This is a genomic window from Enterobacter asburiae (assembly GCF_008080435.1).
GTDB classification, from domain to species: Bacteria; Pseudomonadota; Gammaproteobacteria; order Enterobacterales; family Enterobacteriaceae; genus Enterobacter; species Enterobacter asburiae_C.
Map to the genome: position 1 here is coordinate 37,496 of NZ_VRKN01000008.1, position 22,928 is coordinate 60,423.

At 57.5% G+C, this 22,928-nt stretch carries 23 protein-coding genes; 13 read left to right on the forward strand and 10 right to left on the reverse strand.

The annotated features are described in order from the left end of the window. Positions 1–22 precede the first annotated feature (22 nt). From sfmF to fimA, 6 genes are all read right to left on the reverse strand, one after another. The gene (gene sfmF / locus FU672_RS25140) at positions 23–544 is read right to left on the reverse strand and encodes a fimbria assembly protein (RefSeq protein WP_148243953.1); all 522 of its coding nucleotides are present in this window, start codon (positions 542–544) and stop codon (positions 23–25) included. A 9-nt stretch (positions 545–553) separates the two neighbouring features. Then, positions 554–1,561: a type 1 fimbria D-mannose specific adhesin FimH gene (fimH, locus tag FU672_RS15895; RefSeq protein ID WP_148243956.1), complete on the reverse strand. Its 1,008-nt coding sequence runs from the start codon at positions 1,559–1,561 to the stop codon at positions 554–556. Further along, on the reverse strand, positions 1,554–4,115 hold the full coding sequence (locus tag FU672_RS15900; RefSeq protein ID WP_148243958.1) for a fimbrial biogenesis usher protein: 2,562 nt from the start codon (positions 4,113–4,115) through the stop codon (positions 1,554–1,556). The genes fimH and FU672_RS15900 overlap by 8 nt, the downstream gene beginning before the upstream one ends. A 14-nt stretch (positions 4,116–4,129) precedes the next feature. After that, positions 4,130–4,822, reverse strand: a complete 693-nt coding sequence (fimC, locus tag FU672_RS15905; RefSeq protein WP_148243960.1) for a type 1 fimbria chaperone FimC — start codon at positions 4,820–4,822, stop codon at positions 4,130–4,132. Positions 4,823–4,856: 34 nt separating this feature from the next. Continuing rightward, a complete protein-coding gene (gene fimI, locus FU672_RS15910) occupies positions 4,857–5,402 on the reverse strand; it encodes a type 1 fimbrial protein subunit FimI (RefSeq protein WP_023310642.1) in 546 nt (181 codons plus the stop codon). Between the two features lie 68 nt (positions 5,403–5,470). Next, positions 5,471–6,034 carry a type 1 fimbrial major subunit FimA gene (gene fimA, locus FU672_RS15915; protein WP_148243961.1) on the reverse strand — a complete coding sequence of 188 codons (564 nt, stop codon included), beginning with the start codon at positions 6,032–6,034 and terminating at the stop codon, positions 5,471–5,473. Between the two features lie 310 nt (positions 6,035–6,344). On the opposite strand from fimA, the gene folD reads away from it, so the two are divergent. The 5 genes from folD to FU672_RS15940 all read left to right on the forward strand — a co-directional run bounded on the left by folD (position 6,345) and on the right by FU672_RS15940 (position 10,864). Further along, the gene (gene folD / locus FU672_RS15920) at positions 6,345–7,211 is read left to right on the forward strand and encodes a bifunctional methylenetetrahydrofolate dehydrogenase/methenyltetrahydrofolate cyclohydrolase FolD (RefSeq protein ID WP_045328445.1); all 867 of its coding nucleotides are present in this window, start codon (positions 6,345–6,347) and stop codon (positions 7,209–7,211) included. 1 nt (position 7,212) lies between these two features. Beyond that, complete coding sequence (gene ybcJ / locus FU672_RS15925) at positions 7,213–7,425, forward strand: ribosome-associated protein YbcJ (protein ID WP_010428256.1); 213 nt, start codon at positions 7,213–7,215, stop codon at positions 7,423–7,425. Between the two features lie 235 nt (positions 7,426–7,660). Then, the gene (locus FU672_RS15930; RefSeq protein WP_148243963.1) at positions 7,661–9,160 is read left to right on the forward strand and encodes a PTS transporter subunit EIIC; all 1,500 of its coding nucleotides are present in this window, start codon (positions 7,661–7,663) and stop codon (positions 9,158–9,160) included. An 86-nt stretch (positions 9,161–9,246) separates the two neighbouring features. Next, entirely contained in the window at positions 9,247–10,263 is a 1,017-nt protein-coding gene (gene malI / locus FU672_RS15935; RefSeq protein WP_148243965.1) for a Mal regulon transcriptional regulator MalI, read from the forward strand. Between the two features lie 73 nt (positions 10,264–10,336). After that, the gene (locus FU672_RS15940) at positions 10,337–10,864 is read left to right on the forward strand and encodes a metal-dependent hydrolase (protein ID WP_148243967.1); all 528 of its coding nucleotides are present in this window, start codon (positions 10,337–10,339) and stop codon (positions 10,862–10,864) included. Between the two features lie 89 nt (positions 10,865–10,953). Here the strand turns inward: FU672_RS15940 and cysS are convergent, their stop codons facing one another. Next, the gene (gene cysS, locus FU672_RS15945; RefSeq protein WP_148243968.1) at positions 10,954–12,339 is read right to left on the reverse strand and encodes a cysteine--tRNA ligase; all 1,386 of its coding nucleotides are present in this window, start codon (positions 12,337–12,339) and stop codon (positions 10,954–10,956) included. A gap of 174 nt (positions 12,340–12,513) precedes the next feature. On the opposite strand from cysS, the gene ppiB reads away from it, so the two are divergent. From ppiB to mnmH, 6 genes are all read left to right on the forward strand, one after another. Next, complete coding sequence (ppiB, locus tag FU672_RS15950) at positions 12,514–13,008, forward strand: peptidylprolyl isomerase B (RefSeq protein WP_023334762.1); 495 nt, start codon at positions 12,514–12,516, stop codon at positions 13,006–13,008. A 3-nt stretch (positions 13,009–13,011) separates the two neighbouring features. After that, positions 13,012–13,734 carry a UDP-2,3-diacylglucosamine diphosphatase gene (gene lpxH, locus FU672_RS15955; RefSeq protein ID WP_148243970.1) on the forward strand — a complete coding sequence of 241 codons (723 nt, stop codon included), beginning with the start codon at positions 13,012–13,014 and terminating at the stop codon, positions 13,732–13,734. Between the two features lie 137 nt (positions 13,735–13,871). Next, positions 13,872–14,081 (forward strand): YdgH/BhsA/McbA-like domain containing protein, encoded by a 210-nt coding sequence (locus FU672_RS15960; protein WP_148243972.1) that lies wholly within the window; start codon positions 13,872–13,874, stop codon positions 14,079–14,081. Between the two features lie 171 nt (positions 14,082–14,252). Next, positions 14,253–14,762, forward strand: a complete 510-nt coding sequence (gene purE, locus FU672_RS15965; protein WP_148243974.1) for a 5-(carboxyamino)imidazole ribonucleotide mutase — start codon at positions 14,253–14,255, stop codon at positions 14,760–14,762. Then, a complete protein-coding gene (purK, locus tag FU672_RS15970; protein WP_148243976.1) occupies positions 14,759–15,826 on the forward strand; it encodes a 5-(carboxyamino)imidazole ribonucleotide synthase in 1,068 nt (355 codons plus the stop codon). Before purE ends, purK begins: the two co-directional genes overlap by 4 nt. Before the next feature lie 84 nt (positions 15,827–15,910). Next, positions 15,911–16,981, forward strand: a complete 1,071-nt coding sequence (gene mnmH, locus FU672_RS15975) for a tRNA 2-selenouridine(34) synthase MnmH (RefSeq protein WP_148243977.1) — start codon at positions 15,911–15,913, stop codon at positions 16,979–16,981. 123 nt (positions 16,982–17,104) lie between these two features. Here mnmH and FU672_RS15980 read toward each other — a convergent pair whose 3' ends face one another. The 3 genes from FU672_RS15980 to ybbA form a co-directional block, all read right to left on the reverse strand. Next, complete coding sequence (locus tag FU672_RS15980; protein ID WP_148243979.1) at positions 17,105–18,250, reverse strand: porin; 1,146 nt, start codon at positions 18,248–18,250, stop codon at positions 17,105–17,107. A 183-nt stretch (positions 18,251–18,433) separates the two neighbouring features. Next, the gene (gene ybbP, locus FU672_RS15985) at positions 18,434–20,848 is read right to left on the reverse strand and encodes a putative ABC transporter permease subunit YbbP (protein WP_148243981.1); all 2,415 of its coding nucleotides are present in this window, start codon (positions 20,846–20,848) and stop codon (positions 18,434–18,436) included. Then, positions 20,845–21,531: a putative ABC transporter ATP-binding protein YbbA gene (gene ybbA / locus FU672_RS15990; RefSeq protein ID WP_148243982.1), complete on the reverse strand. Its 687-nt coding sequence runs from the start codon at positions 21,529–21,531 to the stop codon at positions 20,845–20,847. Before ybbA ends, ybbP begins: the two co-directional genes overlap by 4 nt. On the opposite strand from ybbA, the gene tesA reads away from it, so the two are divergent. After that, entirely contained in the window at positions 21,502–22,125 is a 624-nt protein-coding gene (gene tesA, locus FU672_RS15995; RefSeq protein WP_187360821.1) for a multifunctional acyl-CoA thioesterase I/protease I/lysophospholipase L1, read from the forward strand. The two genes, ybbA and tesA, sit on opposite strands and share 30 nt — an antisense overlap. A gap of 28 nt (positions 22,126–22,153) precedes the next feature. Continuing rightward, positions 22,154–22,924: an SDR family oxidoreductase gene (locus tag FU672_RS16000; protein ID WP_148243986.1), complete on the forward strand. Its 771-nt coding sequence runs from the start codon at positions 22,154–22,156 to the stop codon at positions 22,922–22,924. Positions 22,925–22,928 lie beyond the last annotated feature (4 nt).

Genomic DNA, 22,928 nt, shown 5'->3' on the forward strand with positions numbered 1-22,928 from the left:
GCTGCAGGGAGTGCGGTCAGTGCTAATTATAGTTAATCATGAAGGTGGCATCCGCATCGGCCCGTCCGGGCTGAGGGTTATCGGCAGTGGCAATATAATTGGCATAAAATGACAGAATCGCATTCCCCTGCGCATCAACCGAGACCGGCTGGCTGGCCTGCTGGAGAGCCAGACGCGTTTTATCCGCATCCCTGATCTCGACGGCGACATGACTTGCTGTACTGGCGTCATTCAGCGCCAGCAAGCCGTTGTTGCTCCCGTCGGCTTTACCCGAAAACGTAATAGACGCCGCGCCCGGCGGACAGCCGGTCAGCTTCAGCGTAAACGGCATGGGCTGCGTGCGGCTCCCGGTGGTGCTGAGCTGTTTCGTGGGCCAGGTGCCCAGCGTGACGGTCTTGTCGCTGTCGCTGCCCTCGGCAACGCAGGTAAAATCGACGATATTGCCGTAGAGCCGAATGTTAATCTCGCCCAACGCGGTGTCCGCCTGAGCCTGTGTGCAAAGCGCAAAGAGCGCCACGGTGATAAAACGGATCCCGTTTCGCATATTGGCTCCTTAGTCGTAATCCACGCGCAAATACCCGCGGGAGGTGAAACGCCCTTCCGCTGGCTTATTGCCCGTCACGCTCACCGGCCAGACCCGGATCCCCACCTGCGCCTGCGCGCTGTCGTCGAGGCGGAACGGAATTTTGCTTGTCAGGTTGTTGGGCGTGAGCGGCGCCCCGCTCTCGTTGGCAATGATGAACCCCACATCCGGGTTATCCGACACCAGCACATTATCAGAGACTTTTTCTGCCTCGACGCGCATCGTCAGCATGGCGTTCGCCTCCACGTTGGTGCATTTGATCGCGATGGTTTTGCTTTGCGATGAGACCCCCTCCGGCTTGTTACCCACGCCCGCCTTGCTGAACAAGGAGGCACCAATGTCACCGAAATCAAACTCCACCACGTTACCGGCATTAATGGCGCAGCTTTGCGGCACCTGGATGGTTCCGCTGTAGCTGATGGTATAGACCGGCGTGGTTAACGGATCGGAGGAGGTGGTGGTGACGTAAACGCGGAACATAGTGGCACGCGGGATCACCACCATGTTAATAAAACGCCGGGTCACTTTAAGACGGAAAACAAGACTGGAGTCCTGAACCCCAAACGGTTTGTTTTTGGAGACGTTAGGATGGCTCCCCATCTGGATATAGCTTTTTGGCGGGTAAAACACGCCAGCATAGCTGTCCGTGATTTTCATGGCCCCGTCCAGATAGTCGTTAAGCTTCAGATACTGGTAGCCATCGCTGGTCCCGGTGATCGGGTAATCCGTCACATAGCTGCGCTTGGTGGTATTCCCGGTCGTGCCCTTCGGGCAGACGGCATTCACCCCTACCCACTGCGACTTCTCGCTGAGCGTCACGACCTGCCCGACCTGGTTATTTGAGCTATTGAATTTATCCGTCAGGTCGTAATGCACCTCCGTCGGCACACCTTTTTCATTGACGCACACGGTCGCTAATGCGTTTGTCGCGGGCAGTAACGCCAGAAGCGACAAGGCAAAGATTTGGGTTTTAATCACAGCTGATCCCCTTAAGTGTGATTGCCTGTTGCAGGCTCTGTTCAGACAAGCTGTAAGGTGCGCGACACTGGGACTTCGCCCCGTCGCCCCACTGGATCAGCAGTTCGCCTTCCAGCGGCAGCCCACTCAGGTAAATTTGCCCGTCATCACCCACCATGCTGGTCACGCCGCTTCGGGTTTCACGGACCACCGCGCCGAACGGCACCGGCTGGTTACCGCGCATCACCGTCAGCAGGGCGCGCACGCCAATGCGGGTATCGAAGCTGGCGCGTACCAGCGCGCCTTTGGTCGGCACCACGCTGCTTACGTTGTTTTCGATATCGGTGTTGTTGCTCATGGTATTGGTATCCAGCGCCACGCGGTTGTAACGATAGACGGTGGCATACGGCATGACCGCGTAGCCTCGCCAGTCGGTTTTCACACCGGTCTGGTTTTCAATACTGACGCCTGATGCCCCCGGCGCTTTGATCAACACATTAGTGTCGCCCAGCGGCTGGCTGAAGGTCACGCCGTCGGCGTGGCCGACCACCCCACCGGAGAGCTGCCAGTTGAGATCGTGCTGGTCGCGGGAATAGTTGTAGCCCACGCCCAGCGTGCCGTAGGTCGCCTGCCAGTTGGCGCTGGCGCTTCCGCTTGAGCCATTGGTGCTGGCGTGTCCCTGGGTCACGCTGTAGTTCAGGTTGCGGTCCTCCAGCAGCGTTCCGCTGACGCCGGTTTGCCAGCTTGTGTCGCCATCGCTGTTTCGGCTGGCGGATGCCGTAGCATAGGCGCGGTCAATCGCGCTGTCCCGGCGATAGCCCTGACGGGTAAAGAGGCTGAATGGCACGGAGACGTTAAACGACGCGATCCGGTCGGTACCGTCTATTCCAACGGATTTGTTCCACGACCACGAGACGGAGTAGTTAATCCCCTTCACGCCTCCCGCGTAGCCCAGCTGGTACCAGAGGTTGGTCTCGTCTGTTCCCCAGTAGGTCTGCTCGCTACCGGAGATATAGACCGAGCCATAGTCCCCCAGCGACTGAGAAACGTTGAGCTGGAAGCGGCCTTTTTTATTCCACGTCAGGTTGTGGTAGCTCTGCACGTCCGGCACATCGTTATCGTTCTGGCTATCGGCATACTGATAGCCTTCCATTGAGCGCCAGGCGACATCGTCGAGGGTGTAAAACCCTTTCGTGGAGTAGCGATAGCCCAGCAGCTGGAAGTTGGTGCCGAAGCCGTTAAGGGATTTCGCGTAGAGGAAGCGCAGAGACTGCCCTTCATGCTTGCTGTCGTCCGCGAGCTGGCTACGGGCATGGGTGATATCGAGCGAAACCGCGCCCCAGTCACCCAGGTTTTTTCCGGCCCCGACGGCCACCGCGGTATAGCGTGACGCCAGCTGTGTCCCGCCGTAGAGCGTGTAACCGTTGGCAAGACCGGTAATCAGGGTGCCCTGGGTGAAGAACGGCGTATCCTGATCGCTGTTACCGCTGCGGTAATCCCCCGCGACGAGGTCGTACTTCCAGCGCCCTTCACGCTGCAGGAGCGGCACGGTGGAGTACGGCACGGTATAGCGCTGCTGGGTGCCGTCTTTCTCTTCGACCGTGACTTCCAGGTCACCGCTTGAGGAGGTCGGGTTAAGATCGGTAATGGCAAATGCGCCCGGCTGGACATAGCTTTGATAGATGACGTAGCCATTCTGGCGAACCACCACTTTGGCGGGCGTACGGGCGATCCCGCGCACGGTCGGCGCGTAGCCCTGCAGGCTGTCCGGGTACATGCTGTCAGACGAGAAAAGCCGTCCACCGCGAAAACCCATGCTGTCGAAGACGTCATTCCCGGTATTGCTGTCGCCCAGCACCAGTTCACTTTTAAGCGGGATGACGGTGCGCTGCGCCCAGGTGCCAATATTCTGCCACTCGCTGTGCCGCTGCCCGTTATTCTGCGTGTACCGCCAGGCGCCGTTGTTACGTAAACGCCAGGCGCCATAGTTCAACCCGCTTTGCAGGTTGAGGTAATAGCTGTCGTCTTCGCTTCCCCGGTTACCGGAGAAGCTGTAGTTCACCAGTGCGGCGGGGATGCCTTCATCCCACTGTTCAGGCGGAATATAGCCCCGGGCGCTGTTTTGCAACGCCACCTGCGGCAGGCTGACGTTCAAACGCTGTGAGGCAAAGTTGAATACTGTTTCGCTGCCGGGTATGGCCGTGGTCAACGGAACGCAGGTCTCACCCTGCACCTTAGCCAGCTCGGGAAACGCCGCGACATTGACGCCAAAGCGATCGAGCATCGCGCGCGTAATACACGGCGACAAACCGCCCGCCACCGGCGGCGTGTTTTCGGCCTGCTCAAAACGCACGTCCTGGGTACCGATAAACTCATCGTTACGCCAGATATCCACGCGATAAACGCCGGGTGCCTGCTGGTGTCCTTGCTCAAAACGCGACAAATCCGCCACGCTGGCGGTGTCGTCGGACAAGAAGGCCGGGTTGAAATAACTTTCGCTCCAGCCAGCCTGCGGCCAGAGCGCAGCCATCAGCGCCAGTGCAACCGGGCAGTAACGTCCCTGGTGGTTTTTCATCGCCCTGACTCTGCTCACAGGTTGACGCTACGCGCCGGGGTGATGGCACCGTAGTCATTCACGCTCTGCCAGGAAAGCGTACCGCTGGCACCGGCTGGCAGCACCTGCTGAGCCGAGCTTTTCGGCGCAACCATCAGGTTATCCAGCGTCTGCCCGCCCAGCTTCAGATTGACGAGGGTGATGTAATACGGGGAGGCGTTGCTGACTTTGAGATGGGTGCCCACGCGCTCAAACCGCAGCTGGGAAAGCGCCTCTTCCGGCTGCATCGCCAGGTTGTTCGGGCGCACAAACAGCTTGATGCGTGAGAGGATCGCCAGCTGCAGCACGTTACTGTTTTCCGTTTTCGCTTTGTTCACTGACGGGATCGCCTTCACGTTCATGTAAAAGAGCGATTCGCGATCGGCAGGCAGCGCCGGCCCGGCGTAAATAATACGCAACGTGTTTTCACTGTTCGGCTCGCTAACAAACAGGGGCGGGGTGACGGCAAAGGTTTTTTCTTTTTGCCCGTTCGCATTTTCGATCCACGCGTTAATTAAATAGCGTTCCTGTTTGTTGCTGTTGGTGATCGCCAGCGATGTTTGCTTCGCCTCTGCCGGATAAATAACGCGCGTGGCTCCCAGCGCAATACCGCCGGACGCATTTGCGCAGGCAGAAACCATCATCAAAATAAACGATAAAAAAAGTCCTGGTTTAATTAGGGTATTCATCACAACCGTACCTTTAATAATGTGTTCGCAGGTGTTATGGATAAATCAACGTAAACCAGACATCCGACTGAATTTTGCCTGGCTCGAGGTGTTCAGAAATAGCCCGATAGCGGGCGCTAAAATGGAACGCCAGCTCGCGGGTATCGATCGGCAGCCAGCTGACGGCTGTGGCGTTTGGGATAATCTGACGCTGCTGTTCGTCAAAGAGCGCCAGCCCAACGCCGCTGCTGACAGGTGTTTCACCCGGCCGCGATGTCGCCAGAAAGACCTGCGGATCCTCTGCGGGTGTGACGCCCTGAAACTGGATCCCCACGGTGCGCGAAACATCAACGCTGCAGTCCAGCAGCCGCACGGTGAAAGGCACATTCACCGTGGAAAAACTGCCCACACCGGAAAATGAATTGGTTCGGTACTGCCCCATATCGATGCGCATATTCTGGCTGTCGGGCGCCACGGCGCAGCCGCCGTTCACCAGTTCACCCCGGAGATGAACCTTGCCACCTTCGATCACCACGGTATGCGCCGATGCCGGGCAAGCCATCGCAAGGGTTAACAGCAGTAGTGTTCCAGTCCTTGTCATCCTTCGTTCCTGGCATTAGCGTATGGCGGGCCTCGTCCCTGAGGCCTGAACATCCCTGTGCGGAGGAATTACTCGTATTTCATTACGAAGGTGGCGTCAGCGTTCGCCTGGCCTGGCTCGGTAGTCGCAGCCGTTGATTTGTAACGCGCGGTGAACTGCAGGGTGTTCGTCCCTTCGATCAGCGTCTGCGCAGCAGAGAAGGTCGCGCCGTCTGGGGTCAGAACGCTGGATTTGCTGTCGAGGATCTCGATACCCACGCCTTTCGCGGTGTTGTCGTTGTTACCGGAGGTCACTGCCAGCAGGGTTTTGTCGGTTGGGTCGATCTGACCGGTGAACGCAACAGCTGCAGTTTTGGCAACCAGCGGATCGCAATCATTCAGTTCAATGTTGAATGGAATATTCGAGGTGGTGTCGCCCACTTTGGTAAATTTCGCGGTACGATACTGACCCAGATTAACGGTCTGCTCGGAAGAATCAGTATTTACTGAACAAGCCGCATTAACCAGTTCACCTTTAAAATGTACGGTACCGCCATTTACGGAAACCGGCGCAGCAGGATCTGCTGCATTTGCGGCACCCGCAACCAGGGCCAAAGTAGCAATAACAGTAGAAGCAATGTTGCTGAGTTTCATGTCTATTCCTTTAAAATGTAAATAACCCTTCCCGCGAATAATCGGGAATAAGAAATACGTTCAATTGATTAATTGAAAGCTTATTTCGGAGGAGACAAAGTAGCTCAGGAAGTGATTTTTAAATATGTCAAAACGCTGCCATTTCGCCAGGTCACATCCTAATCCCGCCTAAGAAATTGACCATCCCCTAAGAAGGGTTTTTGCGCCTCCCTGATGAAAACTCGTAAAGGGTGACTGACAGCGACGCTCGCTTCTGACAAAATACACGCCATCCCCCCTTTCAAACGTTACAGACGGAATCTTCTCTCTGATGGCAGCAAAGATTATTGACGGTAAAACGATTGCGCAGCAGGTGCGCTCTGAGGTCGCGGAAAAAGTGAAGGCGCGTAAAGCAGCCGGAAAACGCGCCCCCGGGCTGGCCGTTGTGCTGGTTGGTAGCAACCCGGCATCGCAGATTTATGTCGGCAGCAAACGCAAAGCGTGTGAAGAGGTGGGCTTCGTCTCCCGCTCTTACGATTTGCCGGAAACCACCAGCGAAGCAGAACTGCTGGAACTTATTGACACCCTGAATGCCGATAAAGAAATCGACGGTATTCTGGTTCAGTTGCCGCTGCCAGCAGGTATCGACAACGTGAAGGTGCTGGAGCGTATCGCACCGGATAAAGACGTGGACGGTTTCCACCCGTACAACGTTGGCCGCCTGTGCCAGCGTGCGCCGCGTCTGCGCCCGTGCACGCCGCGCGGCATTGTGACGCTGCTGGAGCGTTATAACATCGACACCTACGGTCTGAATGCCGTGGTTATCGGTGCGTCCAACATCGTGGGCCGCCCGATGAGCATGGAGCTGCTGCTGGCCGGCTGCACCACCACCGTTACCCACCGCTTCACCAAAAACCTGCGTCACCACGTCGAGAACGCCGATCTGCTGATCGTCGCGGTCGGTAAGCCGGGCTTTATTCCGGGCGAGTGGATTAAAGAGGGTGCGATCGTCGTGGACGTCGGGATCAACCGTCTGGAAAGCGGCAAAGTGGTCGGCGACGTGGTGTATGAAGATGCCGCCGCGCGCGCCTCTTACATTACCCCAGTACCGGGCGGCGTAGGCCCGATGACCGTAGCAACGTTGATTCAGAATACGCTGCAGGCGTGCGAAGAGTACCACGACGTAGAGGACGCGTAAGATGGCCACATTTTCATTAGGCAAACACCCACACGTTGAGCTATGCGATCTGCTCAAGCTGGAAGGCTGGAGCGAAAGCGGCGCGCAGGCGAAAATCGTCATTGCCGACGGGCGGGTTAAAGTGGACGGCGCGGTGGAAACGCGCAAGCGCTGCAAGATTGTCGCGGGTCAGACCGTGAGCTTTGAAGGACAGAGCGTGACGGTTACGGCCTGAGCCGTCTGATGCCCTCACCCTAACCCTCTCCCACAGGGAGAGGGGATAAAAAATCCCCTCACACCCATCACGGTTATTTATCGATCAACTTCAAATAATCACTATTTCATCTGTTGAAACGTGAAAATTCAGTTGCGCGTTTTTCACACTTTGCCCACGATAAGTAGAACGTTCTACTAAAACGTTCTACTTACAATAACAGCGCCAAAAAAAGCGCTACTCGGGGGAAATCAGCATGAGTCTGATATCAGGGTTTGTTAAATCGCTGTCTAAGTTATCGATGATTGGTCGCGCCTTAATGCTGCCAATTTCACTGCTTCCCGCTGCGGGCCTGCTGCTGGCCTTCGGCGATAAGTTCCATCTGCCGCTGATGATGAACGCAGGTGGGGTTATTTTTGATAATCTGCCGATGCTGTTTGCCATTGGCTCTGCTGTGGGTCTGGCATCAGAATCCGGTATTGCGGCGCTATCCGCGGCAGTTTCGGTGTTTGTCACGAATATCACCATCAGCACCGTGCTGAGCATAACGCCGGAAATGGCCTCTCAGGGTGGGAAATACGCCATGGTCGTCGGCATCCCGACGCTGCAGATGGGCGTCTTCGGCGGCCTGATCTGCGGTATTCTCGCGGCCTGGTGCTATAACCGCTTCCACACCATGCAGCTGCCGGAGTTTCTGGGCTTCTTCTCCGGTAAGCGCTTCGTGGCCATTGCAACGGCGTTCCTCTCATTCCTGATGGGGCTGCTGCTGCCATACGTCTGGCAGCATATTCAGGCCGGTATCGACGCGCTCTCCGTGGTGGTGAACGGCGATAATCAGGCGGCGTCGACCTTTATCTTCGGTCTGGTGGAGCGCGCGCTGATCCCGCTCGGTTTGCACCATATCTGGTATCCGTCTTTCTGGTATTCGTTTGGGGATTACACCACCCAGGCAGGCCAGGTGATCCACGGCGACCAGACCATCTGGTTCAAGATGCTGGAGGAAGGGGTGAAATCCTTCAGCAGCGATACCTACCAGAACGCCGGTAAGTTCATGCAGGGTGAATTCCCGCTGATGCTGTTCGCGCTGCCCGCAGCGTGCCTGGCGATGTATCACGAAGCCCATACGAAGAATAAGAAAATCGCGGCCGGTATTCTGTTCTCTGCAGCGCTGACCTGCTTCCTGACGGGGATCACCGAACCGGTCGAGTTTACCTTTATCTTCGTGGCGCCGATCCTGTACGTCTTTAACGCCATCATGGCGGGTCTGGCCTACATGACCATGTATCTGCTGCATGCGCATATCGCCAAGTCGTTCTCCGCGGGCTTTATCGACTATCTGTCATTCGGGATCCTGCCGTCCTTTAACGGTTACAAGACCAACTTCCTGAATGCCATTATCATCGGCATTCCAATGGGCCTGATTTATTACTTCACGTTCCGCTTTGTGATCCGTCGTTTCGACGTGAAAACGCCGGGCCGCACTGAAGTGACCGCCAACGCGGATGATAAGTCTGATTCAGAACTCGCGACCGAGATCATCTCTCTGCTGGGCGGGGCGCATAACATCGATTCTGTCGGCTCCTGTATCACCCGTCTGCGTCTGGAAGTGGCAAAAAGCGAGGTGGTTGATAAAGACGGCCTGAACGGACTCGGCGCGCGCGGCGTGGTCTTCGTCGGCGACAACGGTATTCAGGTGATTTTCGGTGCCAGAGCACAGTTTATCGCCCAGACCATGTCCACCATGATCGGCAAATAATAAGATGCCTCAACGACGCGTCTCCTGTAGTCTGGGAGACGCATTGTCGTATCTGACTGATAATCGGTGAATTTCAGGGAGCGGTTTTGAAGAAAGTCAGCATTATTGATGTCGCAAAGCATGCGGGCGTTTCGGTCTCAACCGTATCGCTGGTTTTGCGCCAGAAAGGGAAAATCTCAGAGGCAACGATCGAGAAGGTCAACGCTGCCATCAATACGCTGGGCTATGTTCATAACGTCGCCGCTGCCAACCTCCGCGCCAATACGTCCAATCTGATTGGCCTGATCCTCCGTGACTTTAGCGACAGTTTCTCCATCAAGGTGATGGCGAGCATCGTCCAGGATCTTGAAAAACAGGGGTATATGGTTTTTCTCGGCCAGCCCCAGAACGACCATGACCATCTTGAGCGCTGCCTGCTGTCGTTTAAGCAGCAGGGCGTCGCCGGGGTTATCTATCTGGCTTCGGATACCCGCACATCCGCCCTGCCGGAACAGATTCGCCACTGCCCGCTGCCGCTGGTGGTGGTCTCTCAGTCGCTGCTGGATGAAAAATGCAATCTGGTGATGCGCGATAACCGTCAGGCGGCAAATCTGGCGGTGCGTTATCTTATCGAGCGCGGCCATCGCAATATCGCCTACATTGGCGGACGTGAAGGCTGCCTTATCCGCGAGCAGCGCCTGCTCGGTTTTCGCAGCGCGATGACGCAGAACGGGCTGGTCTGGCGCGATGAATACTCTCCGGCCTGCAGCGATGACACCCTGGCCGCGGGTTTCGCCACCCGCCAGTTGCTGGAAAAAAACAACACCATCACCGCCCTGCTCTGCCACTCGCCGGATGCCATGATCGGCTCCATCTCCGGTATTCATCAGGTAGGACGAACGGTAGGTAAAGATGTGTTTTTGACGCAGCAGGTCGCGCTGGTCGGTTTCGAAGATATGCTCCACGTTAATCTCACCTCGCCGTCCTTTACCTACGTCTCGTCCGCCAGCGAAGAGACGGGGCGTCAGGCTGCCGGGCTGATTATTCGCACACTGAAGGAGCCGACGCTGCAAACCCAGCGCATTACGCTTTCCGGGCAGCTTATCGCGCGCGAGTCGGCGTAAAATCAGAATTTAGCACGGGTCTGCTAGCGCGGGATTACTGCTATATTCCCATGATTTGCCATGGATAATGTCAATGCCTACCGTTATTACGCACGCTGCTGTTCCGCTGTGTCTGGGCTTAGGCCTGGGAACCAAAGTTATCCCTCCCCGCCTGCTGTTTACCGGGATTGTCCTCGCCATGCTGCCGGATGCCGACGTGCTGGCGTTCAAGTTCGGCGTCGCGTACGGCAATGTTTTCGGCCATCGCGGCTTTACCCACTCCCTGCTGTTCGCCTTTGTGGTGCCGATACTTTGCGTGCTGATTGGCCGACGATGGTTCCGGGCCAGCCTGACGCGGTGCTGGCTGTTTTTAACGGTGTCATTGCTGTCGCACAGCCTGCTGGATTCGATTACAACAGGCGGGAAAGGCGTCGGCTGGCTGTGGCCATGGTCAGATGAACGCTTCTTTGCGCCGTGGCAGGTCATTAAGGTCGCGCCGTTTGCGCTGTCGCGCTATACCACGCCGTACGGGCATCAGGTGATCATTTCAGAACTGCTGTGGGTGTGGCTGCCGGGGGTAGTGCTGATGGGGTTGCTGTGGTGGAGAAAACGTGCTCGCTGATGCCCTCACCCCGGCCCTCTCCCCGTGGGAGAGGGAGAAAACCTAACAATTCCCTCTCCCTGTGGGAGAGGGTTAGGGTGAGGGGAAAATTACTTACGACGCCAGGTCGTTCCCTGCGGGCCGTCTTCCAGAATAATGCCCATCTCGGTCAGACGGTTACGCGCCGCATCCGCAGCCGCCCAGTCTTTCGCCTGACGCGCTTCCAGACGCGCTTTGATCAACGCTTCAATTTCCGCCACTTCGCCGTCGTCCGCCTGTGCACCGCTCTGCAGGAACACGTCCGGATCCTGCTCCAGCAGGCCGATCACGGAAGAGAGCTTACGCAGATGGGATGCCAGCGCATTCGCTGCGGCCATATCTTCTGACTTCAGGCGGTTCACTTCACGCGCCATGTCGAACAGCACCGAGTAGGCTTCCGGAGTGTTGAAGTCGTCGTTCATCACCTCAACAAAGCGTGCTTCGAACGCTTCTCCGCCTGCCGCAGGAACAGACCTGTCGGTACCGCGCAGCGCGGTATACAGGCGCTCAAGCGCCGAGCGCGCCTGTTTAAGGTTCTCTTCGCTGTAGTTCAGCTGGCTGCGATAGTGGCCGGACATCAGGAAGTAGCGCACGGTTTCCGCGTCGTAATACTTCAGCACGTCACGCACGGTGAAGAAGTTACCCAGCGATTTAGACATCTTCTCGCGGTCAACCATTACCATCCCGGAGTGCATCCAGTAGTTAACGTACTCGCCGCCGTGAGCGCAGGTGGACTGCGCGATTTCGTTTTCGTGGTGCGGGAACATCAGGTCCGAACCGCCGCCGTGAATGTCGAAGTGCTTGCCCAGTTGCTTGCAGTTCATCGCAGAACACTCAATGTGCCAGCCCGGGCGGCCTTCGCCCCACGGGGATGGCCAGCTTGGTTCGCCCTCTTTGGACATTTTCCACAGCACGAAGTCCATCGGGTTACGCTTCACGTCAACCACGTCAACGCGCGCGCCGGCCTGGAGCTGATCCAGATCCTGTCGGGAAAGCACACCGTAGGTTGGGTCCGTCGGCACGGAGAACATCACGTCGCCGTTGTCCGCAACGTAAGCGTGACCGCGTGCGATCAGCTTTTCGGTGATCTCAATGATTTCGTGAATATGATGGGTCGCGCGCGGCTCGCTGTCCGGACGCAGAATATTCAGGGCGTCGAAATCTTTGTGCATTTCGACGATCATACGGTCCACCAGCGCAACGAAGCTTTCGCCGTTTTCATTAGCGCGCTTGATGATTTTGTCGTCGATATCGGTGATATTACACACGTATTTCAGGGTATAGCCCAGAAAACGCAGGTAGCGTGACACCACGTCAAAGGCGACAAAGGTACGGCCATGGCCGATATGACAGAGATCGTAAACCGTAATACCACACACGTACATGCCGACTTCCCCGGCATGGATAGGTTTAAATTCCTCTTTCTGGCGCGTCATTGTATTAAAGATTTTTAACATTGAAGATTCCATGTAAACACGTGTGTGGTTGAAAACCAGTTATTCTACCCGTAATTCAAACCCGAAGCAGCACACAATGCAAGGTGATCGCATCCTGTGGTTATGCTATAACAAGCCCCTATAGATGACCCGAACGCGGGTCGACGTACCACAATAACGGAACAGGATGCACAAATGGTTACTTTCCACACTAATCATGGCGATATCGTAATCAAAACCTTTGATGACAAAGCGCCTGAAACAGTTAAAAACTTCCTGGACTACTGCCGCGAAGGTTTCTACAACAACACCATTTTCCACCGCGTGATCAACGGTTTTATGATCCAGGGCGGCGGTTTCGAACCTGGCATGAACCAGAAAGCCACCAAAGAAGCGATCAAAAACGAAGCGAACAACGGCCTGAAAAACACCCGCGGCACGCTGGCGATGGCGCGTACTCAGGCACCTCACTCTGCTACCGCGCAGTTCTTCATCAACGTGGCTGACAACGACTTCCTGAACTTCTCCGGCGAAAGCCTGCAGGGTTGGGGCTACTGCGTATTCGCAGAAGTGGTTGAAGGTATGGACGTGGTTGACAAGATCAAAGCCGTCTCTACTGGCCGCAGCGGTATGCACCAGGACGTTCCTAAAGAAGACGTTGTGATTACAAGCGTGACCGTCAGCGAGTAATTCGTGGCAACACTCTTTATTGCGGATCTGCATCTGCAAACAGAAGAACCGGCGATCACCGCCGGTTTTCTGCGTTTTTTACGCGGTGAAGCGAAAAGCGCCGATGCGCTGTACATCCTGGGCGACCTCTTTGAAGCCTGGATTGGCGACGACGACCCTAACCCGCTGCACCGTGAAATGGCAGCTGCCATTAACGCGCTGGTACATTCCGGCGTCCCCTGCTACTTCATTCACGGCAACCGTGATTTTCTGATCGGCAAGCGCTACGCCCGCGAAAGCGGCATGACGCTGCTGCCGGAAGAACAGGTGCTCGACCTCTATGGTCGCAAGGTCCTGATCATGCACGGCGACACGCTCTGCACCGACGATACCGGCTACCTGGCGTTTCGCGCCAAAGTCCACACCCCGTGGATCCAAAAGGTGTTCCTTGCTCTGCCGCTGTTTATCCGCAACCGTATTGCCGCCAGAATGCGCGCGGGCAGTAAAGCCGCCAACAGCAGCAAATCCATGACCATCATGGACGTGAACCCGCAGGCCGTGGTAAGCGTGATGGAAAAGCATGGCGTTCAGTGGTTGATCCACGGTCATACCCATCGTCCTGACGTGCATTCCCTTATCGCCAACGGCGAACCGGCCCATCGTGTGGTATTGGGGGCCTGGCATTCCGAAGGCTCCATGGTCAAAGTCACGCCTGAGGGCGTGGAGCTGATCGCGTTTCCGTTTTAACCTCTCACACTTTCATTCTATTTTTTTGAACAATATCGGCAAATTGTTTCGATTTTAATCAGCCCGTGGTCGGCCTATTATTTATCACATCAGGGCAAAACGCCCTATCCCAGACAAAATGCTTAAGGAATACGACCATGAAATCCATCAAAACTTTCGTTGCAGTTGCTGCTCTCTCCCTGGTTTCTTTCGGTTCTTTCGCTCAGAGCGTGAGCGCAACCGCATCTACCCTTGACCGCGCAGAAGCGAAAATTGCCGCGCAGGCCGCCGAACAGGGTGCCTCTTATAAAATTACGAGCGCGAAGGTCAACAACCGCGTTTACATGACCGCAGAACTGACTAAATAATCATTGCCGATTGACGAAAACAGACCGCCAGAACGCGGTCTGTTTTGTTATGAATTGATGGCAACAACGGCTCAAGATTTAACCGCGCAACCGTTTTCCTTGCCCGTATAACATGCTATTCTCTGTGCCCTCGAAAGCAGTGTGTTTCGCACCACAGGAGTTTTAAGACGCATGTCTTCCCGCAATAATCCGGCGCGTGTCGCCATCGTGATGGGGTCCAAAAGCGACTGGGCTACCATGCAGTTCGCCGCCGAAATCTTTGAAATCCTGAATGTTCCGCACCACGTTGAAGTGGTCTCCGCGCACCGTACACCGGACAAACTGTTCAGCTTCGCCGAAAGCGCCGAAGAGAACGGTTATGAGGTGATCATTGCCGGTGCGGGCGGCGCAGCACATCTGCCTGGCATGATTGCCGCCAAAACCCTGGTGCCGGTTCTGGGCGTCCCGGTACAAAGCGCCGCGTTAAGCGGCGTGGATAGCCTCTACTCCATCGTCCAGATGCCGCGCGGTATTCCTGTCGGCACGCTGGCGATTGGCAAAGCGGGTGCCGCAAACGCAGCCCTGCTGGCGGCGCAAATTCTTGCGACGCACGATAAAGCATTACATCAGCGTCTGGCTGAGTGGCGTAAAGCCCAGACCGACGACGTGCTGGACAATCCGGACCCGCGGGGTGCGGCATGAAGCAGGTTTGCGTCCTCGGGAACGGCCAGTTAGGCCGCATGCTGCGTCAGGCTGGCGAACCACTGGGTATTGCCGTCTGGCCCGTCGGGCTGGATGCTGAACCGGAAGCCGTACCGTTCCACCAGAGCGTGATCACCGCCGAGATCGAACGCTGGCCGGAAACGGCCCTGACCCGCGAGCTGGCGCGTCATAACGCCTTCGTTAACCGCGATGTGTTCCCGATCATTGCCGACCGTCTGACGCAAAAGCAGCTGTTCGACAAGCTCGGTCTGCCGACCGCACCGTGGCAGCTCCTGTCCGATAAAAGCGAGTGGAATGACGTTTTCGCGATGCTGGGCGAGCTGGCAATCGTGAAGCGCCGCGTGGGTGGCTACGACGGCCGCGGTCAGTGGCGTCTGCGCGCGAACGACACCGCCGAGCTGCCGGACGATTGCTACGGTGAGTGCATCGTTGAGCAGGGCATCAACTTCAGCGGTGAAGTGTCGCTGGTTGGCGCGCGCGGGCATGACGGGCATACCGTCTTTTATCCGCTGACGCATAACCTGCATCAGGACGGCATCCTGCGCACCAGCGTGGCCTTCCCGCACGCCAATGCTGACCAGCAGGCGCAGGCGGAAGATATGCTCTCTGCCATCATGCACGAACTGGGTTATGTGGGCGTCATGGCGATGGAGTGCTTTATCACCCCGTCCGGTCTGCTGATCAACGAACTTGCGCCGCGCGTGCACAACAGCGGTCACTGGACGCAAAACGGTGCGTCCATCAGCCAGTTCGAGCTGCACCTGCGCGCGATCACCGACCTGCCTCTGCCGCAGCCGGTGGTGGACAGTCCGTCGGTGATGATCAACCTGATCGGCACCGATCTGAACTACGACTGGCTGAAGCTGCCGCTGGTGCATCTGCACTGGTATGACAAAGAGGTTCGCGCGGGTCGTAAGGTCGGTCACCTGAACCTGAACGACAGCGACACGGGCCGCCTGAGCGCCACCCTGGAAGCCATGATCCCGCTCCTGCCGCCGGAATATGCGAGCGGTATTATCTGGGCACAATCAAAGCTCAAGTAAGACATCTACGCCGGGGAGTTGACCTTCCCCTTCCCCGGCGTACAATCCCCGCCCATTGCTGCTGAGTTTTCTTCTGGAATAACCATGAACGATGGAACGGACTATCGCGCGATCCTCGCGTCTGATACCCCTTTAATCGACGTTCGCGCGCCGATCGAATTTGCCCAAGGCGCGATGCCTGCGGCGTTCAACCTGCCTTTAATGAATGATGACGAGCGCGCTGCCGTCGGCACCTGCTATAAACGCCAGGGTCCCGAGGCCGCGCTGGCGCTCGGCCATAGCCTGGTGAACGGCGAGACGCGTGAGGCACGCATCAACGCCTGGCGCCAGGCCAGCCTTGCCCATCCTGAGGGCTTTCTCTGCTGCGCGCGCGGCGGCCAGCGCTCGCATATCTCGCAGGCCTGGCTGAAAGAGGCGGGCATCGACTACCCGCTGATCCGCGGCGGCTATAAGGCCCTGCGTCAGACGGCGATTCAGGTGACGATTGAGCAGTCACAAAAGCCGATGGTGCTTATCGGCGGCTGTACCGGAAACGGTAAAACGCTGCTGGTGAAGCAGCACGCGCAGGGCATCGATCTCGAAGGGCTGGCGCACCACCGCGGTTCGTCGTTTGGCCGCACGCTCACGCCGCAGCTTTCCCAGGCCAGCTTTGAAAACCACCTTGCGGTTAAACTGTTGAAAAAAGACGCCGCGCGCTGGGTGCTGGAAGATGAAGGCCGGATGATTGGCTCCAACCACCTGCCGGAGTGCCTGCGCGACCGCATGGTTGAAGCCCCTATCGCTGTCGTCGAAGACCCGTTTGACGTCCGCCTGGAGCGCCTGCGCGAAGAGTATTTCGACCATATGTGGGCAGATTTTTCTGCTGCCTACGGTGAAGAAGCGGGCTGGAAGGAGTACAGCGAGTATCTGCACCACGGCCTGTTCGCCATTCGCCGCCGTCTGGGGCTGCAGCGGTATGCAGAATTCACCGCGCTGTTAGATTCCGCGCTGCTGGAACAGCAACGCTCTGGCAGCACGAACGCGCACTTCAGCTGGCTTGCGCCGCTGCTGAAGGACTATTACGACCCGATGTACAGCTATCAGCTGGAGAAAAAAGCAGAAAAGATTGTGTATCGCGGGACGTTTGAAGACGTTGCCGAGTGGCTTAATCGCTGAAAAAAAGCCGGGTGGCGAGGTAAAAGCAAAACGGCAACCAGGGTTGCCGTTTTTAATGTTTGTTCCCTCTCCCCGTGGGAGAGGGTCAGGGTGAGGGCATCAGGCCGCACCCTACAAGACGGCTTAGAAGTCGTAACGCAGACGCACCAGGTTCATGTCGCCCAGGTTGTCGGTGCTGGAGGTGAACACGTGTTCGTAATCCACGCGGAAACCGTAATCCAGCTGGAAGCTGATACCCACGCCGTTGTCGATGCGCTGGTAGTTACGGCCGTTCACGTAGTCAATACGGTCGCCCATGAAGTAAGGCTGGATGGATTTAACCGCGTACTGACCGACCGGGAATTTGTACCCTGCGAAGTATTCAATACCCCACGCGTCACCCGCAAAGTAGTCGTTAACAGACACTTTTTTGGTGGTCATGAAGTTCTGGTACCAGCCGCCGCCAACGGAGAAAGTCCAGTTGTCCGGCGTCCAGCTCAGCGCAGTACCGAGGATGTTCTGGTCGTAGGTTTTGCTGTCGCCGTTGTCCGGGTTACGCATGTCCGCACGGGTGTAGTTCCACGCGGCGCCCCAGGTCAGATCGGTGGTCAGGTGATAATCCAGACCCAGTGAACCGCCGCCTTTACGCTTGTAGCGCAGGCCGTTGCCCGGCAGGTATTCGCTGTCTTCAAACAGGTAGGATGCATAGATGTCGGCATCGCCCACGGTTTTCTTATATTTCAGCATTTTACGTGAACGGTAAGAGCCGTCGTAATCGCCTTTGATCCCGTTACCTGGCGCCTGACCGATCATGTCGTAGTCCCAGATATCGGTTTTCACGCCCACCACATCATAGTAAACGCTGTTCTGTTGACCGAAGGTCAGCGTACCCCAGGTGTCGCTCTTCAGACCGGTGTAGAGCATACGACGCGTCGTGTCGTGGTCGCTTTCGCTGTGGTGGTTGTCCCAGTTGAACATTGCAGGGAAGTTCACGCCCAGCTCGTAGTAGCTTACCCAGCTGATGTCATCAAACAGGTAGTAATCAGCCGCGAAACGGAAACGGGTGCCACCGTCAAAGCCGTTACGCTTGTAGCTGTTTTTACCGTCGTCGCCGGTCATGTTCTGGAACTGAGGACGGATACTGCCGCCAACGGTGAAGTTCAGGCGACTCAGCGGGTTACCCGCCTGAGGATCCTGCTTAAGAACGGTGATTTCCGCCTGAGAAGCGAACGTAGTCAATGCCACTGCCGCGCCGATCGTTGCCGCCAGCGCTGATTTTTTTATAGTCATTATCTTTCCTTAATAGACACGCTGCTAAATATTTAGCGGGTGAATATTAACTGGAAATAATCGGGCTGTGTGGTCGGGTTTTTAATGTTTTGTGCTACTAAATGAGTGGGTATTATCACTTTGTGCTATTTAAATACTGCGCACCGGCATTAAAACCCGGTGCGCAACTATCACTGTTCTAAATTAACTCGCAAACTGACGGAACAGGGCTTTGCCCTTTAACAGCCGCGTGCCGAGCCAGCCTCCGCAGAGAGAAAGCAGCACCGCGCCACAGAGAGGCAGGATCAACCAGAGGCGCCAGTCAGGCTCCCAGGGGAAGTCGAAGACCTTTGTCTGCAGCACCGCCAGCGCCGTCTCTGCGCCAATGGCCGCCACCAGACCCGACACCAGCCCCAGCAGCGCAAACTCGCTCCAGAGCGTCGCCCGCAATAGCCGCTTACCCGCGCCCAGCGTGCGGTAGACCACCAGCTCCTGATGGCGCTGTCGCATACCCACCTGCACCTGGGCCAGCAGCAACAGCACGCCGCAGATAGTCACCAGCACCACCATGACCTCCAGCGCACGGCTCACCTGCTCCAGAACCTGCCCCACCTGCTTCAGGATCGCCCCAATATCCAGCAGGCTGACCGTCGGAAACTCCCGGTTAAGCGCCGTCAGCATGCCGTTGCCGTTCTCCCAGCGGAAGCTGGTCAGCCAGCTCTGCGGCTGACCGTCCAGCGCGCCCGCAGGGAAGATAAAGAAGAAGTTTGGCCGCAGGCTTTCCCAGTCCACTTTGCGCAGGCTGGTGACTTTCGCGGTAAAATCCTGGGTATCGCCGGTAAAGGTCACGCTGTTCCCGAGCTTCACGTTCAGGCGCGTCGCCAGCCCCTCTTCCATCGACACCTCCCCCGCTTTTGGCGGCCAGGTGCCGGCGGTTATCGGGTTATGGTCAGGGCGTTTCTCCTGCCAGGTCAGGTTCAGCTCGCGGTTCAGCGACTCGTCCTTGTTCCCCTCCGTTGGCTGACCGTTGATCTGCGTCAGACGCGCGCGAACGATGGGATAGAACGACTCAGGGATAATGTGATGTTCCGACAGGAAGCCTTTCAGCGGCGCGACCTGCTCAGGTGCGATATTGATCAGGAAATAGTTCGGGCTTTCCGGGGGAAGCTGCTGCTGCCAGCGATCGAGCAGATCGCCGCGCAGCACCAGCAGCAGCGCCAGCAGCATAAACGACAGCGAAAAGGCCGACAGCTGGCTGAGCGTTGACCAGGGCTGATGCAGCAGGCGGTTGACCGCCAGGCGCACGGGCAGGGATTTTACCGTCAGCCTCTTCAGGACGTTGAGCAGTATCCAGCCCAGCACGCCGCAGAGCAACGCCAGCACAATCGCCCCGGCCAGTACCGCCCACAGCAGCGTGCTGCCCCCCATCAGCCACGCCAGAAGTCCCACCGCCACTGCAATAATCACCGGAAGATAGAACTTCAGCGGCCAGACGTTCGCCACCACATCGTTGCGGAGCACGCGCAGCGGCTGCGTCGCGAGCAGCAGGCGGTACGGACGTAGCCCCACCAGCAGTGAAATCACCGTCATCGCGCCAATCGCCCACAGCCACGGCCAGAGGCTGGCTGGCGGCAATGCGGCCGGGAGCACCGGTTTCAGCATCACCATCAGCAGTTTTTCAAACAGCAGCCCCATTATTCCGCCGGTCAGCGCGGACAGAACCAGCAGCATCAGCCACTGACCGACAATCAGCTTGCGCAGTTGCGCCCTGCCCGCCCCCAGGGTTTTGAGGATCGCCACCAGGTCGTAACGGCTGCGGCAGTAGTGCCCCATCGCCACGGCAACCGCCGCCACCGCCAGCAGCAGGGTCAACAATGCCGAAAGCAGCAGGAACTGCTGAGAACGCTCAAGAGATTTACCGAGTGCCCCTTCGTCCTGCTCCAGCCCGTACCAGCGGTGTTCCGGTTTTAACTGCGGCAAAAGCCATTTTTCATACGCGTCAAGCTGGGCAGGCGTGCCGCCAAACTTATAGCGCCAGGTGACGCGGCTGCCCGGCTGTACCGCATGGGTTGCCGCGACATCCGCGGTGTTCATCAGCAGGCGCGGCGCAAGCTGGAACGGGTTAAAGCCGCCGTCAGGCTCCTGCACCACTTCCCCGGCAATTTTGAGGGTGGCGTCGCCAACGTCGATGCTGTCGCCGGGTTTCAGGTTCAGAAGCGCCATCAAACGTGATGCCAGCAGCACCGTACCAGGCGTCGGCTTTAATCCCGGCGGGCTGGTTTGTAAGTCACCGTACATCGGGTAGATATCATCCACGGCCTTCACGCTGGCAAGCTGCGGCGTGTCGCCCGCAAAGGTCATGGTCTGGAAGCTTACCTGCTCTCCCACCTTCAACCCTTCTTTGCGCGCTTTTTCAATCCAGCCCGACGGCACCGGGCGGGAGCTTTGCAGCGCCCGGTCCCCCGCCATGAACTCCCGGCTCTGCTGGCTGAGCCCTTTTTCCATGCGGTCGCTGACGCTGCCGAGCGCCAGCACGCAGGCCACCGCCAGGCTTAGCGCCAGCCAGACTATCAGCAGCGAGGGGGAACGCCACTCGCGCCAGAACCAGCGGGTAATCATGCCTCCTCCTGAAGAATACCGTTGACCAGCCGCAGGCGACGGTCGCAGCGGGCGGCGAGCTGCGGATCGTGGGTCACGAGGAGCAGCGTGGTGCCGTGCTCACGGTTGAGCGAAAACAGCAGGTCGGCAATCCGGTCTCCGGTTTTACGGTCAAGGTTACCGGTGGGCTCATCGGCAAACAGGACTTCAGGACGGCCGTTAAACGCCCGCGCCAGCGCCACGCGCTGCTGCTCACCGCCGGAAAGCTGCGCGGGAAGATGGTCGAGACGTTTCCCCAGACCGAGCTGTTCCAGCAGCGCCTTTGCATGCGTGCGGCTTTCACGGCTGTTTTCACCGCGCAACAGCGCCGGAAGTTCGACGTTTTCCAGCGCGTTCAGGGTCGGGATCAGCATAAAGGACTGAAAGACAAAACCAACGTGACGCGCACGTAGCGCGGCCCGCGCCTCTTCATCAAGCTGATGCAGCGGTTGTCCGACAAGGTGGACCTCACCGCTGCTGCCGTCGTCCAGACCGGCTAAAATCGCCAGCAGCGTGGACTTACCGGAACCGGATTCGCCAATCAGCGCGATGGTTTCAGCGCGTTTGACAACGAGTTCAACTCCAGTAAGGATGGAAAGCTCGTGTTCCCCCTGACCGACGGACTTCTTAAGATGATGAACTTCAACACTGTTTTCCGCTGGCATTTGCCCTTCCTGTTTTTGATTCTGATGACCTTCCGCGCGGCGGCAGCGGACACGTTACTGGTTCTCGGCGACAGCCTGAGCGCAGGCTACCGCATGGCGGCCAGCGCGGCCTGGCCCGCCCTGCTCAATGACAAATGGCAGAGCAAAACGTCTGTAATCAACGCCAGCATCAGCGGCGATACCTCGCAGCAGGGCCTGTCGCGCCTGCATGCACTGCTCAAACAGCATCAGCCGCGCTGGGTGTTGGTTGAACTTGGCGGCAATGATGGATTGCGCGGTTTCCAGCCTCAGCAAACGGAACACACGCTGCGCACCATTTTGCAGGACATCAAGGCGGCAAACGCTCAACCGCTGCTGATGCAAATTCGCCTGCCCGCCAACTACGGTCGTCGGTATAATGAGGCCTTTAGCGCGATCTACCCTAAGCTTGCCAAAGAGTTTGATATTCCGCTGCTGCCATTTTTCATGGAAGAGGTCTATCTCAAACCCCAGTGGATGCAAGACGACGGGATCCACCCCAATCGCGATGCTCAGCCGTTTATTGCCGACTGGATGGCAACGCGGCTGGCTCCTTTAGTTAAACATGACTCCTGATTAAGCGGAGATCCTGACAGGTAAAGTTATGCAAAAATCGGTCTTAATTACAGGATGTTCCAGTGGAATCGGCCTGGAAAGCGCGCTCGAATTGAAGCGCCAGGGGTTTCGGGTCCTGGCGGCCTGTCGCAAACCCGACGATGTCGAACGCATGAACGGGCTGGGCTTTACCGGCGTGCTGCTGGATATGGACTCGCCGGAGAGCGTGGAACGCGCCGCAGATGAAGTGATCGCGCTGACCGACAATCGTCTGTACGGGCTCTTTAACAATGCTGGCTACGGCGTGTATGGCCCGCTGGATACGCTCTCCCGCGAAACGCTGGAGAAACAGTTTTCGACCAATTTCTTCGGCGTGCATCAGCTCACCATGCGTCTGCTCCCCGCGATGCTGCCGCACGGTGAAGGGCGCATCGTGATGACATCGTCAGTGATGGGGCTGATCTCCACCCCGGGCCGCGGCGCCTACGCCGCCAGCAAATATGCGCTGGAGGCCTGGTCCGACGCCCTGCGCATGGAGCTACGCCACAGCGGCATTAAGGTCAGCCTGATTGAACCCGGCCCGATCCGCACCCGCTTTACCGACAACGTGAACCAGACGCAGGCGGATAAACCGGTCGAGAACCCCGGCATTGCCGCACGTTTTACCCTCGGGCCAGAAGCGGTTGCTGCCAAAGTGCGCCATGCTTTTGAGAGTGAACATCCCAAAATGCGCTATCCGGTGACGCTGGTCACCCACGCCGTAGGCTGGTTAAAACGCCTGCTGCCGGGCCGGATGATGGACAAAATTTTACACGGTTGAGTTG

Coding starts and splice junctions, on each gene's coding strand:
- sfmF (WP_148243953.1), bottom strand. CDS start 544: ATGCGAAACGGGATCCGTTTTATCACCGTGGCGCTCTTTGCGCTTTGC.
- FU672_RS15900 (WP_148243958.1), bottom strand. CDS start 4,115: ATGAAAAACCACCAGGGACGTTACTGCCCGGTTGCACTGGCGCTGATG.
- fimC (WP_148243960.1), bottom strand. CDS start 4,822: ATGAATACCCTAATTAAACCAGGACTTTTTTTATCGTTTATTTTGATG.
- fimI (WP_023310642.1), bottom strand. CDS start 5,402: ATGACAAGGACTGGAACACTACTGCTGTTAACCCTTGCGATGGCTTGC.
- fimA (WP_148243961.1), bottom strand. CDS start 6,034: ATGAAACTCAGCAACATTGCTTCTACTGTTATTGCTACTTTGGCCCTG.
- folD (WP_045328445.1), top strand. CDS start 6,345: ATGGCAGCAAAGATTATTGACGGTAAAACGATTGCGCAGCAGGTGCGC.
- ybcJ (WP_010428256.1), top strand. CDS start 7,213: ATGGCCACATTTTCATTAGGCAAACACCCACACGTTGAGCTATGCGAT.
- FU672_RS15930 (WP_148243963.1), top strand. CDS start 7,661: ATGAGTCTGATATCAGGGTTTGTTAAATCGCTGTCTAAGTTATCGATG.
- FU672_RS15940 (WP_148243967.1), top strand. CDS start 10,337: ATGCCTACCGTTATTACGCACGCTGCTGTTCCGCTGTGTCTGGGCTTA.
- cysS (WP_148243968.1), bottom strand. CDS start 12,339: ATGTTAAAAATCTTTAATACAATGACGCGCCAGAAAGAGGAATTTAAA.
- ppiB (WP_023334762.1), top strand. CDS start 12,514: ATGGTTACTTTCCACACTAATCATGGCGATATCGTAATCAAAACCTTT.
- FU672_RS15960 (WP_148243972.1), top strand. CDS start 13,872: ATGAAATCCATCAAAACTTTCGTTGCAGTTGCTGCTCTCTCCCTGGTT.
- purE (WP_148243974.1), top strand. CDS start 14,253: ATGTCTTCCCGCAATAATCCGGCGCGTGTCGCCATCGTGATGGGGTCC.
- purK (WP_148243976.1), top strand. CDS start 14,759: ATGAAGCAGGTTTGCGTCCTCGGGAACGGCCAGTTAGGCCGCATGCTG.
- mnmH (WP_148243977.1), top strand. CDS start 15,911: ATGAACGATGGAACGGACTATCGCGCGATCCTCGCGTCTGATACCCCT.
- FU672_RS15980 (WP_148243979.1), bottom strand. CDS start 18,250: ATGACTATAAAAAAATCAGCGCTGGCGGCAACGATCGGCGCGGCAGTG.
- ybbP (WP_148243981.1), bottom strand. CDS start 20,848: ATGATTACCCGCTGGTTCTGGCGCGAGTGGCGTTCCCCCTCGCTGCTG.
- tesA (WP_187360821.1), top strand. CDS start 21,502: ATGAACTTCAACACTGTTTTCCGCTGGCATTTGCCCTTCCTGTTTTTG.
- ybbA (WP_148243982.1), bottom strand. CDS start 21,531: ATGCCAGCGGAAAACAGTGTTGAAGTTCATCATCTTAAGAAGTCCGTC.
- FU672_RS16000 (WP_148243986.1), top strand. CDS start 22,154: ATGCAAAAATCGGTCTTAATTACAGGATGTTCCAGTGGAATCGGCCTG.